General features: G+C 58.6%; 18 protein-coding genes. 9 read left to right on the top strand and 9 right to left on the bottom strand.

Annotation, left to right across the window (positions count from 1 at the left end):
- Positions 1-21: 21 nt before the first annotated feature.
- From CP557_RS21890 to CP557_RS21875, 4 genes are all read right to left on the bottom strand, one after another.
- Entirely contained in the window at positions 22-372 is a 351-nt protein-coding gene (locus CP557_RS21890; RefSeq protein ID WP_097382148.1) for a hypothetical protein, read from the bottom strand.
- Between the two features lie 55 nt (positions 373-427).
- Positions 428-742, bottom strand: a complete 315-nt coding sequence (locus tag CP557_RS21885; RefSeq protein ID WP_097382147.1) for a hypothetical protein — start codon at positions 740-742, stop codon at positions 428-430.
- A complete protein-coding gene (locus tag CP557_RS21880; protein ID WP_097382146.1) occupies positions 739-1,191 on the bottom strand; it encodes a hypothetical protein in 453 nt (150 codons plus the stop codon). Before CP557_RS21880 ends, CP557_RS21885 begins: the two co-directional genes overlap by 4 nt.
- 301 nt (positions 1,192-1,492) lie before the next feature.
- A complete protein-coding gene (locus tag CP557_RS21875) occupies positions 1,493-2,287 on the bottom strand; it encodes a hypothetical protein (RefSeq protein ID WP_097382145.1) in 795 nt (264 codons plus the stop codon).
- A 319-nt stretch (positions 2,288-2,606) separates the two neighbouring features.
- Between CP557_RS21875 and CP557_RS21870 the strand changes: the two genes are divergently transcribed.
- The 3 genes from CP557_RS21870 (at position 2,607) to CP557_RS21860 (ending at position 4,761) form a co-directional block, all read left to right on the top strand.
- The gene (locus tag CP557_RS21870) at positions 2,607-3,074 is read left to right on the top strand and encodes a type IV pilin (RefSeq protein ID WP_097382144.1); all 468 of its coding nucleotides are present in this window, start codon (positions 2,607-2,609) and stop codon (positions 3,072-3,074) included.
- Complete coding sequence (locus tag CP557_RS21865) at positions 3,074-3,577, top strand: type IV pilin (protein WP_097382173.1); 504 nt, start codon at positions 3,074-3,076, stop codon at positions 3,575-3,577. The genes CP557_RS21870 and CP557_RS21865 overlap by 1 nt, the downstream gene beginning before the upstream one ends.
- A 146-nt stretch (positions 3,578-3,723) precedes the next feature.
- Positions 3,724-4,761, top strand: a complete 1,038-nt coding sequence (locus CP557_RS21860; protein ID WP_097382143.1) for a Cdc6/Cdc18 family protein — start codon at positions 3,724-3,726, stop codon at positions 4,759-4,761.
- Positions 4,762-4,813: 52 nt separating this feature from the next.
- Here CP557_RS21860 and CP557_RS21855 read toward each other — a convergent pair whose 3' ends face one another.
- The 4 genes from CP557_RS21855 to CP557_RS21845 all read right to left on the bottom strand — a co-directional run bounded on the left by CP557_RS21855 (position 4,814) and on the right by CP557_RS21845 (position 6,532).
- Entirely contained in the window at positions 4,814-5,104 is a 291-nt protein-coding gene (locus CP557_RS21855) for a PadR family transcriptional regulator (RefSeq protein WP_097382142.1), read from the bottom strand.
- A 436-nt stretch (positions 5,105-5,540) separates the two neighbouring features.
- Positions 5,541-5,669 carry a hypothetical protein gene (locus tag CP557_RS23360; RefSeq protein ID WP_281255590.1) on the bottom strand — a complete coding sequence of 43 codons (129 nt, stop codon included), beginning with the start codon at positions 5,667-5,669 and terminating at the stop codon, positions 5,541-5,543.
- A gap of 6 nt (positions 5,670-5,675) precedes the next feature.
- Positions 5,676-6,278 (bottom strand): hypothetical protein, encoded by a 603-nt coding sequence (locus tag CP557_RS21850; protein WP_097382141.1) that lies wholly within the window; start codon positions 6,276-6,278, stop codon positions 5,676-5,678.
- On the bottom strand, positions 6,275-6,532 hold the full coding sequence (locus CP557_RS21845) for a phenylalanine--tRNA ligase subunit alpha (protein ID WP_211290278.1): 258 nt from the start codon (positions 6,530-6,532) through the stop codon (positions 6,275-6,277). Before CP557_RS21845 ends, CP557_RS21850 begins: the two co-directional genes overlap by 4 nt.
- A 428-nt stretch (positions 6,533-6,960) precedes the next feature.
- On the opposite strand from CP557_RS21845, the gene CP557_RS21840 reads away from it, so the two are divergent.
- From CP557_RS21840 to CP557_RS22335, 3 genes are all read left to right on the top strand, one after another.
- On the top strand, positions 6,961-7,272 hold the full coding sequence (locus CP557_RS21840) for a hypothetical protein (protein ID WP_097382139.1): 312 nt from the start codon (positions 6,961-6,963) through the stop codon (positions 7,270-7,272).
- A gap of 445 nt (positions 7,273-7,717) precedes the next feature.
- Entirely contained in the window at positions 7,718-10,816 is a 3,099-nt protein-coding gene (locus CP557_RS21835) for a DUF5817 domain-containing protein (RefSeq protein ID WP_097382138.1), read from the top strand.
- A gap of 110 nt (positions 10,817-10,926) precedes the next feature.
- Complete coding sequence (locus CP557_RS22335; protein ID WP_143825117.1) at positions 10,927-11,370, top strand: hypothetical protein; 444 nt, start codon at positions 10,927-10,929, stop codon at positions 11,368-11,370.
- Positions 11,371-11,373: 3 nt separating this feature from the next.
- Here CP557_RS22335 and CP557_RS21825 read toward each other — a convergent pair whose 3' ends face one another.
- Positions 11,374-11,607, bottom strand: coding sequence for a helix-turn-helix domain-containing protein (locus tag CP557_RS21825; protein ID WP_097382136.1), 234 nt, complete (start codon positions 11,605-11,607; stop codon positions 11,374-11,376).
- Positions 11,608-11,998: 391 nt separating this feature from the next.
- Here CP557_RS21825 and CP557_RS21815 point away from each other — a divergent pair, with 391 nt between their 5' ends.
- The 3 genes from CP557_RS21815 to CP557_RS23205 are packed head-to-tail and all read left to right on the top strand — an operon-like array spanning position 11,999 to position 14,071.
- Positions 11,999-12,706: a hypothetical protein gene (locus CP557_RS21815; protein WP_097382134.1), complete on the top strand. Its 708-nt coding sequence runs from the start codon at positions 11,999-12,001 to the stop codon at positions 12,704-12,706.
- Position 12,707: 1 nt separating this feature from the next.
- Positions 12,708-13,871: a DUF1643 domain-containing protein gene (locus CP557_RS23210; protein WP_245853165.1), complete on the top strand. Its 1,164-nt coding sequence runs from the start codon at positions 12,708-12,710 to the stop codon at positions 13,869-13,871.
- Positions 13,868-14,071 (top strand): DUF7563 family protein, encoded by a 204-nt coding sequence (locus CP557_RS23205; RefSeq protein ID WP_097382133.1) that lies wholly within the window; start codon positions 13,868-13,870, stop codon positions 14,069-14,071. Before CP557_RS23210 ends, CP557_RS23205 begins: the two co-directional genes overlap by 4 nt.
- Positions 14,072-14,077 lie beyond the last annotated feature (6 nt).

The raw sequence follows: 14,077 nt of genomic DNA, 5'->3' as shown, positions 1-14,077 counted from the left end.
CGAAAAGAGTTCGGTGGGGTGCTACTGTTCGTACAGCCGCCCGATTGCCCTGAGTGATGAGTTGTCGGTGATTAGGCCGTCGAAATCGTGGGTGTCGATAAGATCCCATGTGTCAATTTCATACACCCAGACTGTCCCTGATTCGTCCGCCACGACGAGCGTATCATCGCTAAACTCGATGGCAACAAATGCGGAATCCGAGTCTGTGATCGTATACTCGAGAAGCCACTCGCCTCCGAGATACAGATGGATCGCAACCATTGGTTGTGGACGGTTTCCGACATACGCAACGCATGCGTCGGAATCTATCTCAGACGATTCGGCATCGTGATGTGCGATATCCACAAGGTCCGAGGTTTCGAATTGGATCATTCGTAGTATCTTTGTCGTTGGTGAAAGAACTAGAGTGTTCGGTTGGCAGGCGTAGTCACTCGTCGGGTTCTAAGCGGTCGATCACGATCGCACTCGAGAGAATCAACTGCGAGTGGCCCGCGCCGTCGACGGTGCCGGCAACGCGACCCTGCGCTAACAGACACGGGCGCTCAGTTTCGGGATTGATCGAACCACGAGCACACGAGAGACATCGAGTCGTCGCTGGATCGATCTCGGTGCCGGCGATCGTCACCAGGACTTCGACGCGATGATTCGGTCGGAGGCACGCGCCGCAACAATCGCAGTGTGCGAGCTGGCCGACGCCGATCGGGAGCCCCGACAGCAAGGCCTCCTCAAGCGAGAGTGTCATCGCTCGCCCGCGAACGCTTTCACGCGCGCTTTCGCGGTCTCGAGTTCGATTAGTTCCGGGATCGGGTCGGTCGACTGCTTGAAGCGCAGCGTTTCTTCAACGTCGAAGCGCGCCAGTTTGTCGGTCGAGAACCCGGCGCGTTTGGACCAGCCAGCGAGGATGCACCAGACGCCGTCGTCGGCCAGCGATTTGATGCACGCCTCGTCGGGCGCGTCGGCGTACGTGTGTTCGGTGTAGAGAACCAGTTCAACGCCCGTTTCCTCGCGGACGTATTCGATCGCCTTGAACCAGTCGCCGGCTTTGATTTGGGAAGGGTCGCGATCGCCCTCGAGTAGCTCGCGAACGCGGCGAACGGTCGTCCGGCTGCCTTCGACTTCCCGGAGGAGGTCGATCGGGTCGGATGGTTTGCGGTCGGTACGTTTATCAACGTCTGCGGGTTTCGTACTCATGTTCTCTCACATCTGGGGGAACGCAGGTCGCGTGTTACAGCACGCGGCCGTTTCTGCGACGGCGTAACCTGAGTTCGTCTAGTGCCTAGCTAGCCGACCACTTATAGCTTTGGGGATAGTTCCACTTTCTTTACTATGGTTCAAACAGTTACCGGGTAGCGTTTTCGAGTATGAGATGCCAGATTGAATATGTGATTTTCAGATCCGAATCCCGGCGGCTCGAGTACGGACCATTGTAGCCATTCACTCGCCTGCAAAACAGATCGATAGAAGGGCCAGGACCGAACGCACGCGGTTGAGATTAGCGGACCGTACCGAGTTGACGGGCCGCGTCGGCCGAAACAACAATATCGCGTTCGCGAAACTCGACGCCACCGCCAGCCACATCGTCGATCAACGCCGCCAGATCCTCGAGATACGTCCGATTTCGATCCTCGCGCACTGTCAGCGTTGCTTTGCCCTCGTGTTCAATCGCGCGGTTCTCCAGATAGGCGTAGGCAAATTGCTCGCGGACGTCGTCGGGTGCCTCCTCGAGATACGACGGTAGAGACAGTCGTTGGTTGCTTTTCGCGCCGACCGGAGCGCCGAGGACTGCGAGGACCCGGCCCAGAACAGTGCTATCCTCTGTGGGGCGGGCCTCATCGCCCCGGCCGTCGCGATCATCGATCACTTCGTAGTCGACGCGGGCCAGCTCAAGGGCGTCGATCACGTGGCTGTCCTCCCCGCGATGGTTGAGGACAAACGACGGCCGGTAGTATTCGTCGGCGATTGATCCGCCCGAAAAGACATTCGCAACGAGGGTATTCAGACCCGTAAATTCGGGATCGTCAAACTCCGCTTGCAACCAGCCGTGTTCGCGCGCGGTGTCGATTGCGTTGACAGCATCCGGCGCACCCCCGTCGAGCCACGGCCGAATGCGACCCCGTGGGAGATCCAGCGCCGATGCGATCGCACTCGAGCCCTGTGATGGGTGGCGACTCGCGTAGGCCAGCACGCGGCGGTAGTCGTCAACCGCGTCGGCGGGATCGCTATACGAGGGATGATTGTAGGTGCGTGCAAGCGCACGCTCCGAGACCAGTGGCTCGACATCGGACATACAGGGCAAACGGATTGAACGATCAAATCCGTACCGCTTTGAAGAAAATAGGGAAAATCGCCCGACGGCAGCGCTTCAAGAGGGTGCTGTAGGGCTTCCACGACGGGCTGGTTATCAATTCTGAAAGCCTTTCTCGGAGAACGAATCCTGACTATCAGGTATGTTTATATATACCCAGTGTCCTCTGACGAATTAGCATCGGTGACGACGGCTCGAGAAAGCGGGGACGTGGTGGATTCCAACCCCTGTCCGCAGTCCTCGATTTGACGAGGACGCTGATAAGCTTTCTCACCGTTCACACACCGGTGTGTGAGAACACATGGATTTGAAAGAATATCGCGCGAAGCTGATTGGTGGAAACGACGAACGAGCGGTCTCCCCTGTCATAGGGGTCATACTTATGGTGGCGATCACGGTTATTCTCGCCGCCGTTATTGCTGCGTTCGTACTCGACCTTGGCGGGAGTGTCGGTCAGGAGGCACAGGCCGGCGTGAATATGGAGGTTGATGAAACGGCTAACGGAAACGTCACCGTCGAAGTGACTTCGTTGGGTAATTCCGACCACGTTGAACTGAGTGGAGACGTTGGTACAACTGCGGCTGCTTCCTCAACTGGAACAACCACTATCGCAGACCTGAAGCTGGGCGTCGGTGATACTGTTAGACTTAATCAGAGCAGTGGCCTCAGTGGCTCCAGCGGGACTGTAACGGCTGTCGCGGTTATTCAGGAAAGTGAAACGCGCACGCAGGTTTCCAGCGCAGAATATGAAGGATTTAGCACTCCATGATGGATGTTAAATCAAAACTAGTTGGTGACGAGGAAGAACGCGCAGTGTCACCTGTCATAGGTGTCATACTCATGGTAGCCATTACTGTGATTCTTGCAGCAGTGATCGCTGCCTTCGTGCTCGACCTCGGCGGGAGTGTTGGGCAAGAAGCACAGGCAGGTGTCACAGTTAGTGTCGACGAACAAGCCGATGAAATCCGAGTTGAGGTCACATCGCTTGGAAACTCAGATTACGTCAATATCACTGGTACGCCCCGGGACAAAGGGAATGATGATCTCTATAATCCCGACTGGAGTTCTGCCGAAGGGGAGCTTTCTCGCCTCAGTGTAGGTGACGTAGTCACAATCTCAACCGATTCTAGTGCTGACGTCCAGATAGACAGTAGCTATTCAAGCGTCAGTGACTATGAGTCGGGTACAGTCTCGGTTGTCGCAGTAATCGAATCTGACGAAACTGAGACATCTGTCGCAAGCGAAGATTACGACCTCGACTGGAGTCCGTAATCTAACCGCTCTTTCAATTATTTGGTCGGTCATCTACCCGAGTAGGTTCAACTATAGAATTCAGTTCGACTAGTCTAGCAGCCGCTATCGGAACTGTTGGAACCCGCCCCGTCGGTACTATAGTCCCGTCAGCCGAACAGTCACGTATGATTACGGATTACGAAGTCCTTCAGACGGACATCCAGCCCGATCGGGAGGTGGTCACGCAACGCGATGGTGAGATCGACCATCTCACGTCGGTCCTCAAGCCGATCACCCACGGCATCGCACCCAACGGCGCATTCATTTACGGCCCATCGGGTGCGGGCAAGACCTGTGCAGTCCGATGTGTGATTGAAGAACTCCCGCGCTCGGTGTTTATCAACTGTCTCTCCTCGCACGCACGCCGGTCAGTTCTCAACCGCGTGCTCGAGGGACTCGGCGCGGGATCGGCACTTGAGCGCCGATCCGTGTCGACGGATGACCTGGCCGCCGCGATCGAGCGGGCCGTCGACGGGCCGACGGTGATCGTCTTGGACGAAGCCGACCAACTCGATGAGATTACTGTCTTGCACGAGCTGTACGCGATCGACGACGTGACACTCATTTTGATTTCGAACGATCCGTGGCCGGCGTTCGATCTCGAACGCTTCGACAAAGAAGCGACCCGATTGGATTCCCGCATCGGCGCGCTCGAGGATATCAAATTCGCCGCCTACAGCGATTCTGAACTCGTCTCCATTCTCGAGAAACGCGCACAGATTGGTGTCGAACCCGGCGTGGTCGGGACCAACGAACTCCGGTATATCGCTCGGTGTGCGGATTCGGACGCACGGGACGCGATTGCGTTACTCTATCACAGCGTTCGGAACGCCGATCACGACGGGCGGGATACAGTCACGAAATCGATCATCGGCCGCTCGCGTGGCGACGCCGACCAGGACGTGATTCGCTCCCGACTCTCGGATTGCTCGCGTGACCAGCGGCTTGCGCTCGAGGCCGCGGCCGACGTGGGGCCGGCAACCAGCAGCGAGATTTACGACGTCTATCGCGACCGCGCGGACGATCCAGTCACGACGCGTGCGCTTCGGGGGTGGCTCCCGAAATTCGAACGGTATGGGTTCATCACAAAGTCCGGCCCGGCTCACGAACCAAAATACGAGGTGTCGGATGTGGTGCTCGAGGAACTCGGGATTGTGACGTAGAAGCCGCCAGAATACGAGTGGTCGGCGTAGCCGAGCAATTATCGATCATCACCTACGAGTCAGACAGTAGTTCGCCGACGTACTGTTCCTCCCACTCTCGACGCGCTTCGAGCTCCCGTTCCCCGCGGCCAGTGATCGTGTAGTAGTTCGTCCGCCGATCGGCTTTCCCTTTCTCGACGAGCCCCTTGTCAACGACCGTATCGAGATTCGGATACAGTCGCCCGTGGTGGATCTCTTTCTCGTAGTAGTTCTCGAGTTCGTCTTTGATCGCGAGGCCATGGGGTTCGTCCTGCCCGGCGATTACGTATAGCAGGTCGCGCTGAAACCCCGTTAAATCGTACATATCTGTTTTGTGTCTTGTCAGAATATAAGGGTAGCGAGAAGCAGCGAGACAGTGGTTATAGCTACCGGTTTTCGTGAAATCAGTTGTTAGTCTTCGCTATCGAATTGTCCTCAAGCTCGCTCGTCTCGAGATCGGTGACAACGATTATTCGTTCGATGTCGAGCCGCCTTTCGAGTTGGCGACTGTCTTGGCAGACACTCGGCCATCATCATTTTCTTCCACACCACTCGGCTTTGTGTCTTCAGAATTGTCTGACTCAGGTTCGCTCATAGATATCTAGTCTCGTTCACCGCCCTTGCTGAGTGTTGCCATTCGGGCTCGGGAGTTGCCATCTTCATCCGTCGTTGTGGCTTTCGTATCCGCGAGCCGGACGAAGGGTTTCTCGTCTCGATCCGAACGAGTATCGTCAAAGTCAAGCTACCGCCTGGAAAGGAAATTATTCGTCCGACGAGATCCCGCCTTTCGAGTTTTTGACCATCTTTGCGCGGATACGGCCATCATCATCAACGAAGAGCCCTTCGGTTTTTTCAGCCAACTCCCGCTTTTGGGCCTCCGATTCACTCATATCATATCATTCCCGATCCAACACTAAAAACTCTTCCCTGTGGATATAGAGGAGTAGTCGGCCTAAGAGAAGGGAATACAAGATTGCAACACCTACTGCGTGCAATAGTGGGACCTGAAAGAGAAAGTAGAGACCAGAAAGGACCAACAGAGCAATACCTGTAATAAGTGCCTCCAGTGTCCAACGGAATCTAATTGCGTTCGTATTTATTACTTCGCGGTTATTCTCCACGGTAGTAGAGTACGAGTTTAAAATCACTTCTTCATAAACTGGCGATTCAATATCACCAGCTGCAACCGAATGTCCAAACTCGCCCCCAAGTCCGTACTCAATTACACTGCTCAGATAGGTTATCATCCCCAGCGCGATAGCCCCCAATAACGCAAAAATACCGAGAATGAGTGTTGTCTGTGAAGCGAGCGGTATATCGCCAAACGTAATCCCTTCTACTCGTGGTATGATCGAAATGGCCGTCAGCACTAGCCCGAGCACAGCGCCAGTATATTGGACTACCTTCTGTGCTTTGTCGTCGATGCCATCCAGAAGTGCGATCTGATGATCAATTGTGCGTTCATACCGCTCAATCGCATCCTCGCGCTCGCCCGTCATCCCTCGTTGCCCGAATCGGCTTCAAGCTCGCTTGCGTCGAGTTCGCCACTGAGATAGGCGCGTCCCTTGTCGGTTAGTCGGTAGTACGACGAAAAATTGTCGTCTCGTTCAATTAATCCTCGGGCTTCGAGATCGTCCAAAGCTCGAGCAATCGATGATGCAGATGCGCCGAGTTCGTTATCAAAGACGCCTTTTGGGACTGCAATCTCATGCTCGTCGAGAAATTCAAGGATTGGGTCGGCGGCTACGTTCATCCACGCACCTCGCTTTCGCCGACGGTTACCCATTGTCTGGCACTCACCCACTGCGGATAAAGGCACAACGATGTGTTAGCGTGCTGGTATTCCATAGATCCTATTTGGGACTACAGCGTGTCAAGTTTTAAGTGTAGTGGGCCTAAAGAGGGTGCTGTCAACAGACGCGACGCTCTGGCGGGGTAACCTGTCCGTAAAACGAAGCGGACGGGCGTGCTAAGGCCACGCCGCCCAGGGCGACACTGTTGACGATCGCTATGCCAACACGAGAGACAGACACCGCGCGCGACCAAAGACCTTCTGCACACGATCGGGCAGCGACAGTGTCCCGACACTGGGTGGAAGACAAAAATCGCCCGACGGCAGAGGGTGGAACGGGTGGAAGCTACCCTCCCCTCACTAAGTGGCTCCCGTTCGTTCCCACACCTATGGCAGTCACAGAACCCGACACCGACGACCCGACCGAACAGATCCATCACATCGATCTCCGCGATCTCGGGGCCGAACGACTCCCCGAGGCCGTCGCAACCTGCGAGGTGACGGTCGTCGGCGATGTTGACGCGAGCGCACAGCTCCAAATCGAGATCGTCGATACGACCTGGGTCGTCGACGTCGTCCTCGCGACGGGCGAACTCGAGGGCGTCTACGACTCGGAGGGCCCAACCTCGAAACCGGAGACGATGCCCGATTGGTTAGAACCAGTCTGTCAGACGGTCGGCGTCACGGAGGTCGCGCTGTAGTCATGTCGCGTGCGAGTATCGGGTCCTCGCTGTTTGGGCAGCGGGCGCAGGAGACTCTGGCGGCTGTTTGGGCAGTCGCCGGCTGGCACTCTGCCAGCTCAATCCACTGGGAAGTGAATGAATACAACGTCAGACAGTCCGACTAGATTTAAGACGGGCCAGTTCGTTCGTTTCGGATATGCACAGCTAAGGAAAATCAACCGCAGGGTGCGAGGCGGAAGCCCCGACACAAGGAAGCTGGATACTCCCTTGTTGTTCGGGCTTCGTCTTAAGCTTTCCCCCACGACCACTGGCGAGACTCGCGTTCGTAAGTCCGCTATCGGTTGTGTAGTGGTGAGTGCGTATCCTGCGGTCGGAGCTGTCAACGCATGAGCCACGCATCCATACCCCCCGCAGAGAGTGCGATTTTCCAGACGCAGATAGCCGATGGTGCGGTGATTTTCCAATGAGCGGTTTCGACGTCGTCGGCTGCAACCAGTGTTCGAACCTTTGGATACTCGAGACTCACGACCGCAAGACGAACTACGCCGCCCGCTGCCCCACGTGCGGGCACGATCACAAGACATCGCGACTCAAGGCGCTCGATCACCACGAAACCGCCGACGGTGCGGCCGAACTGCGAGCCCGGCGGCTCGCTAACCGACAAGGTGCGACCGACGAGTACAACGAGATCCTCTCTGAGTTCGGTTCGTTCCAATCCCAGCGCGAGGAAGTCGAGTTCCGAACCGCGTCGATGACAACCGACGCCGATAAGATGGACCTCAAGCCGATCGGATCCGATCGGTACGCAGACCTCGCCGAACACACCTTCGCGGCCGAGGATGCAAAGTTCTCGCAGTGGGCCGACGAGTACAGCGGGATCGGCGAGAACGTGTTCGCCGACCAGGTCTCACTCGAAAACTCCGAACACGGGATTTGCCGTGAGTACGTCGACGAGACACTCGAGGGATGGGCCGACCGTCCCGATCGGGAGAGCCACATCCGCGGCGCGGTGACAGTCACCGAGACGAAACCAGCATCAGCGATCGCGACTATCGAACTCGACGCGACGCCGATCACCGACGTTTGGGCCGACCTATTTGGCGAGTCGGAGTTCCAACAGGCGCTTGCAACGGCGATCGGCGATCGATTCGGCGGCATGGGAACCGACGAGTGTTACAATGCGCTCCGTGACGCGGGCGTTCCGTTCTGGTTACGGACCCCGATCGCGACGGCCGTCGCCGGACAGACCAAATCGATCTGGCAGCTCGTCTCCGAGTTGATTCCGGAGATGGCAACGAATCCACTGACCGCCGTCGAAGATCTGTTGACCGTTGCGAGTCTGTTCGATGCACTCGAGGACGCGCCGACCGTCGGCGTTATCGTTCGTGATTCGTTCGTCGATCCCGAGCAAATACGACGCGACCAGCGGATCGATATCTGTGACTTGCTAGGCGTGCTCGCGTCGGCACTGGATGTCCGCGTTATCGGCTCGCCAACCACGCTCCAACGGTTCGCTGACCGGCACCGATCGGATCTCGATGGGTTTAGCGAATGGTGCAATCAAGACCGTCGCAGCGAACGAGTCGAGGAGACTGCGAACGCTGCCCGCCGGGTGCTTGATCCCGACGGTCGGAAGGTCCAAATACTGCGCCAACTGGCCGCACAACCCGACGACGTGCTCGCTCGCGCCGATATCGAAGCCGACCACGACGTGACAAGTGGCCGTATTTCGCAACTCATTCGGAACGACGAGAACTCATTGATTGAGCTTGGGCTCGTTACGACCTACGGGCCTGACGGCAGTCAGATGGTTTCTCTACAGGCCGCTGGTCGACTCGCGCTCGAGAAGATCCTCGCGGAATCGGGACGCCAAGCAAACATCAACGATCTGGAATTTTTTTCCGGAAATTCCTCTACCAAGTGCCGTGTAACCCCGCAGGAGGGAGTGGGTGGGGAGGACGGCGAGGCCGACCAGCCGCCAGGGGAACGGCCTTACCGCACGGAGTATGCCAGCCCCAGCACGCACCACGCAGCCGCCGCGTGCGCCCGCAGCGGTGCGGTGACGGTAGTGCGCGGCGACATAGAGGACGAAAACGGCCGCAATGGAAAAGTACGGCTGGTAAGCTACGACGATGAACGCGACGAGGCCGTTGTGGCAGTGCGGGCCGCCGAGCCGTTACCATACACGACGACGCTTGCAGCCGCATTAGCGAGCGAGGAATTTTTAGACCGTGCCCTCCCAGTTGATCGACTCGGGGATATCACGGAACCGCCGTCACTGCTTCGTGATGTGCGGAATATCGGCGGTCTCTCGGCCCATGCCGCATCGGACCCACAGAAGCTTCGGGACAATCTCGTCGAGTGGGGGCGGCAAGTCCAGGATATGACGACGGCGCTTCGGAACGAAGACTACCAAGACCGCGACCGATTCCGGGCGTCGATCATCCGATCGGCACACGGCCTTGCCGGGTCGATCGTCCATTTGCTCGAGACAGTCGGCGTCGACCTCGTCCGGGAGATACGCGTTCCTGGTGGCCGAAATCTCGAGACACAGCTCCGACCGCTGGCGAAATCGATTGGGATCTCGGCAGCCATCCAGTCTGAGTACCGCAAGTTCGCACCTTACCGGCAACTGTTCGACGTGCCGAACTGTGACCGGCCACCGGTGGCCGCGTCGATCGACGCCGAAATGCCGACTGGAGAACTCATCGGGTCGTTCGTGATCCGTGGTCCCGACGTCCACCGCTTCCGCGAGGACCTCGAGCACTTCCTCGAGGCACCGCGCGAAACGCTCGAGGACGCACCGCCGTTCTCGATTGATATTCGCGTTCGTGACCCGAAACGTGCCGATTTCGGCCGGATGACAGCGCGTATTCTTCGCGAGAAGAACATCGGACTGACGGATCGTGCAGTATCGATCCTGCACGCTCTCGTCGCGACACCCCACGACGCGGCTCACGCTCTGCAACGCCGTCTCGGTTCGGAGGACGATCCACGCCGTATCCGACCGGACGAACTTCGCGTGGCGCTGCGCGGCGTCGACGCTGATGCACTTGTCCCCGATCTCCCGCGATCGGTCGGCAAACTCCTCTCGATCCTTCTTGAGGCAGACGAACCACTCTCGCAGAAACAACTCGCCGACCTGGCCGACGTAACAGCCCGTACCGTTCGAAATCACGCTGACCGGCTGACAGCCCTCTCGCTGGTTTCCCACAGTCGCGAGGGGTGGCGACTCAGCATTTCGTTCCCCACGCGGAGCGAGCGCCACGAGCCCGTTGTACCGACGCTTACGACTGACGACGGCCGGCTACTTGACACGACTGACCCGCTGCTCGAGTCGATGCTCCCGCCCGACCGCTACGCCGACCCCGACGACCCGGCTGGCGGGGTGTTGTACTGGCCACAAGACCCGTGGGCGTTACTCGAGATTGGCGAGTTCCAACCGTGGATGACGGTTGCAATCCGACTCATGGGTGATGAGGCCGAGGAGAAACCGGAAAAACGTGTCTCGATGGGGCCAACCGTCACGCAGCAACCGATCACACAGGCAGCGGCCGACTAACTCGAATCGGGAACGTACTCCCAGAGGGCCGGACTGACGAACTCAAAGGGACCGTCTCTCGTCAGGTGTTTCACCCGGTCGTCGAGCGTCCGCGAGTTCTTGATATCGGTGTGGCGTCGATACAGTTGCTTCAACTCACTCACTTCGATCTTACAGGGGCCGCGCTCGGCGAGCACGTCGAGAACAGCTTGGTCGCGCGGGCTCGTGCCGCCGGTACTACTGTCGGCTTTGATTCCGCCGTCGGGTACACGCCGATCGAGATCGGCGAGTTTTCTCGTGAGTTTCCGGTTTCGAGCTTCGAGTCGTCGCAGTTCCATACTCATCGAATCGAGAACGGCAACCAATTGTTCGACCTGTTCGTTCGCGGCCTCTGCTTCGAGATCGGCGATCGCCGAGGATATCTCAGATTGTCGATCATCGACCCTCTGATACCGTTCGGATTTGCCAGTTTGACTGCCCATCCCGCCGCTTGGTGCGTGTTCAGAATTAGCGGCCATTATGACAGGTATTACAACAGACAGGAGTATAAACCCTTTCCCGACAACCAGAAATGAAGCTTAATTCGACCGCCAAACGAACGCTCCGCCAATTTCTTCTTTTTCGACCTTCCGTTGATCCTCGAGTTTCTTTAATCGATATCGGGCCGTGTTTCGATGTACCTCCAGTTCGTCTGCGATCTCACCCGTTGACGCGGGCTCAAGCCGTCGAACAACACGCAAAATCTTTCCTGAAGATGTCTGTGGGGAGAAATCGCCAGAACTAGAATCGTGTTGGAAGCGGTCAGATGGCACTGATTGTTTCTTATCGGCCGGCGGGAAAAGCGTTATGCAGATGCACAATGTACGTTGTGCAACTGCACAATGCGAACAACTAAGTAATCTCAACTGTATGTTTCAATCAGCACGAATCACTCTCTAGATGGTTGGTCCATCGGAGAAGCACCATGTTTGGGCATGGTGCGATGTGGTTCGTGGTCCACTGGGAAGTGAATTAGCGAACCATGCGACAGTTACAGCGTAACCGACTTAAATCTAGTCGGACCGAAACGCAGTCGGAGAATCGTTCACAGACCACGCGTCAGCCACGCGACCGGCACACGTCCGAGGAGGTCGCGCTCGCAGCCGAACCAGCCTACGATCGCGCGTACGACCAGCTACTTACTCTCGAGGAGGCTGTTCGCCGATGACGGTCAACGCCTACAACGCCTCGAGCGACCGCTACGAGTGCGACGACGACATTCTCGCGGCCGCGCCCGAAAACCCGGTTCGATTCCTCGAGACCCACAACGACGACTTCGTCTGGCAGGGCATGATCGACGGGATCGACGACCTCGATCGGCTCGAAGCCTACCGGCAGGCCGAGAAGCGCCACATCGACGGCCGCTACAACAAGACGAAGGTCCACAAGTACATCGACCAACGCGAGCGCGAGCTGACCGACGGGCAGACACCCAACGCCACGGCCGAACCCGTCCCGGCTACGGATGGCGGCAAGACCGTCACTGAATCGGCCACGCGCGACGAAATCGTGGCTCACGAAGACGACCACGATGAGCCACACCCGGTTTTCAACATCCCACACACGCCCGTTCGCGTCCCGGTGAAACGAGACGACGCGGACGACGCCGACACTCTCCACCCCGACGTGAAAGGACTCGACGCTGGCGAAGTCCTGGTCCTCGAGCGCGTCGAGCCAACGGAATACATCTTCCCAGCGACCACGCAGGCCGACGCGCCGTACCTCCTTCGGACCGAGACCGACGAGACGGTCGAGCAACTCACGTTCGACCGTATTCTCGCGCGACTCGAGGGAAGCCCCGACCCGTCGCCACTCACAGCAACCGACGTGCGACCACCTGCGAACGCGGCAACGAACGGGGGTGGCGAGTAAGATGGATCGCCACCCGAATCACTACAATACGCAGAAGGTTTCTGACGCCGAACTCCGCGAGCGCGTCAGGGAGTGCTACGAGAACGGCGACACGCTCGCGGCCGGCGGCGTCACGGCCGAAATGGTCGCTGCCGGACTCCCGATCGTCCCCGAGACCGCGAAGGGCCGTCTCCGCGATCTCGCTGACAAGGGCGACCTCGAGCGCGATTGGGGATTCGAGGACGACGGCCAGAAACGACCCGGCTACCGACCGGCGACCGCTGACGAGAAACGGCTCGTGACCGACGGTGGCGGGTACTTCTGGGACGGCGAGGACTGCCCGCGCGACTGCGGCGGCGAGCTGCAACAGCAGGACAAATACAACGTGATGTGTCTCGAGTGCGAGCACGTTTGGACCCACGCCAAAACGGACACGAAGCACTACCTCCAGACGGCCGACTTCGAGACCGTCGAGACGAAGCCGGTCGTCATGACCGACGGCGGCACCCCACCGACCGATTGGTACTGTCCCGACTGTGGCGAACATCGCCACGTCCACTCCGACGACGCTCCGAGCGGGCGCTGTCTGACCTGCGGCGAATCGACCGACTGGCAGCGAACGCCGCCGAGCGACGATCGGGAGCTTCGGGCCGACGGCGGCACCGACGACTCACCCCTACTCCAAGACAACCGAAGCGACGCGGTTCTGAGCGACGACGGCGAGTACCGCTACCGACTCACGCGCACCTGGGACGCTGCGAAGCCGACCGTCGCGTTCCTCATGCTCAACCCGAGCACGGCGGATGCATCCGAAGACGACCCGACGATCCGGCGCTGTCTTGGCTTCGCCAAGGACTGGGGCTACGGCTCGCTCGTCGTCGCGAATCTGTTCGGCCTCCGCACGCCCGACCCGTCGAACCTTCGTGACCATCCCAACCCGATCGGTCCAGACAACGACGACCACCTTCGGGATGTGTGCACCGACGCCGCGCAGGTCGTCGCCGCGTGGGGTGCGAACGGCTCGCTACAGGACCGCGCTCGAGCAGTGGCTAAATCTCTCGAGACGGACCTCTACGCGCTTGACACGACGAAAGCAGGCCACCCGGTGCATCCGCTCTACCAGCCGAAAGACGCCGAGCCAGAGCCGTGGGATGCGACCGAACTCGACGCGGAGGGCGAACGATGAGCACTGATCGTCCACGGTGGACGCCGACGACCGAGTCTACGACGACCGCGCCGCGCTGTCAGAACTGTGGCGCGCAGGTCACCCAACAGTTTGCCCGTGTCTTCGGGGACAACAGCGATACTGCGAACGCTTGTCCCGACTGTACTGATAATCGACATCTGGCACGTGAAGCCGCCAACGCCGGCGGGGGACTCCGATGAACAGCG

The organism is Natrinema ejinorense (genome assembly GCF_002494345.1).
Classification (GTDB): Archaea; Halobacteriota; Halobacteria; order Halobacteriales; family Natrialbaceae; genus Natrinema; species Natrinema longum.
The sequence above is the reverse complement of the archived record's forward strand: the minus strand, read 5'-3'. Positions and strand labels throughout refer to the sequence as shown.

What these genes read in the sequence shown, in the direction of transcription:
- CP557_RS21860 (WP_097382143.1), top strand. Translation starts at nt 3,724, where the DNA reads ATGATTACGGATTACGAAGTCCTTCAGACGGACATCCAGCCCGATCGG.
- CP557_RS21855 (WP_097382142.1), bottom strand. Translation starts at nt 5,104, where the DNA reads ATGTACGATTTAACGGGGTTTCAGCGCGACCTGCTATACGTAATCGCC.
- CP557_RS23360 (WP_281255590.1), bottom strand. Translation starts at nt 5,669, where the DNA reads ATGAGTGAATCGGAGGCCCAAAAGCGGGAGTTGGCTGAAAAAACCGAA.
- CP557_RS21890 (WP_097382148.1), bottom strand. Translation starts at nt 372, where the DNA reads ATGATCCAATTCGAAACCTCGGACCTTGTGGATATCGCACATCACGAT.
- CP557_RS21885 (WP_097382147.1), bottom strand. Translation starts at nt 742, where the DNA reads ATGACACTCTCGCTTGAGGAGGCCTTGCTGTCGGGGCTCCCGATCGGC.
- CP557_RS21875 (WP_097382145.1), bottom strand. Translation starts at nt 2,287, where the DNA reads ATGTCCGATGTCGAGCCACTGGTCTCGGAGCGTGCGCTTGCACGCACC.
- CP557_RS23205 (WP_097382133.1), top strand. Translation starts at nt 13,868, where the DNA reads ATGAGCACTGATCGTCCACGGTGGACGCCGACGACCGAGTCTACGACG.
- CP557_RS21840 (WP_097382139.1), top strand. Translation starts at nt 6,961, where the DNA reads ATGGCAGTCACAGAACCCGACACCGACGACCCGACCGAACAGATCCAT.
- CP557_RS23210 (WP_245853165.1), top strand. Translation starts at nt 12,708, where the DNA reads ATGGATCGCCACCCGAATCACTACAATACGCAGAAGGTTTCTGACGCC.
- CP557_RS21815 (WP_097382134.1), top strand. Translation starts at nt 11,999, where the DNA reads ATGACGGTCAACGCCTACAACGCCTCGAGCGACCGCTACGAGTGCGAC.
- CP557_RS21880 (WP_097382146.1), bottom strand. Translation starts at nt 1,191, where the DNA reads ATGAGTACGAAACCCGCAGACGTTGATAAACGTACCGACCGCAAACCA.
- CP557_RS21850 (WP_097382141.1), bottom strand. Translation starts at nt 6,278, where the DNA reads ATGACGGGCGAGCGCGAGGATGCGATTGAGCGGTATGAACGCACAATT.
- CP557_RS21835 (WP_097382138.1), top strand. Translation starts at nt 7,718, where the DNA reads ATGAGCGGTTTCGACGTCGTCGGCTGCAACCAGTGTTCGAACCTTTGG.
- CP557_RS21870 (WP_097382144.1), top strand. Translation starts at nt 2,607, where the DNA reads ATGGATTTGAAAGAATATCGCGCGAAGCTGATTGGTGGAAACGACGAA.
- CP557_RS21865 (WP_097382173.1), top strand. Translation starts at nt 3,074, where the DNA reads ATGGATGTTAAATCAAAACTAGTTGGTGACGAGGAAGAACGCGCAGTG.
- CP557_RS21845 (WP_211290278.1), bottom strand. Translation starts at nt 6,532, where the DNA reads ATGAACGTAGCCGCCGACCCAATCCTTGAATTTCTCGACGAGCATGAG.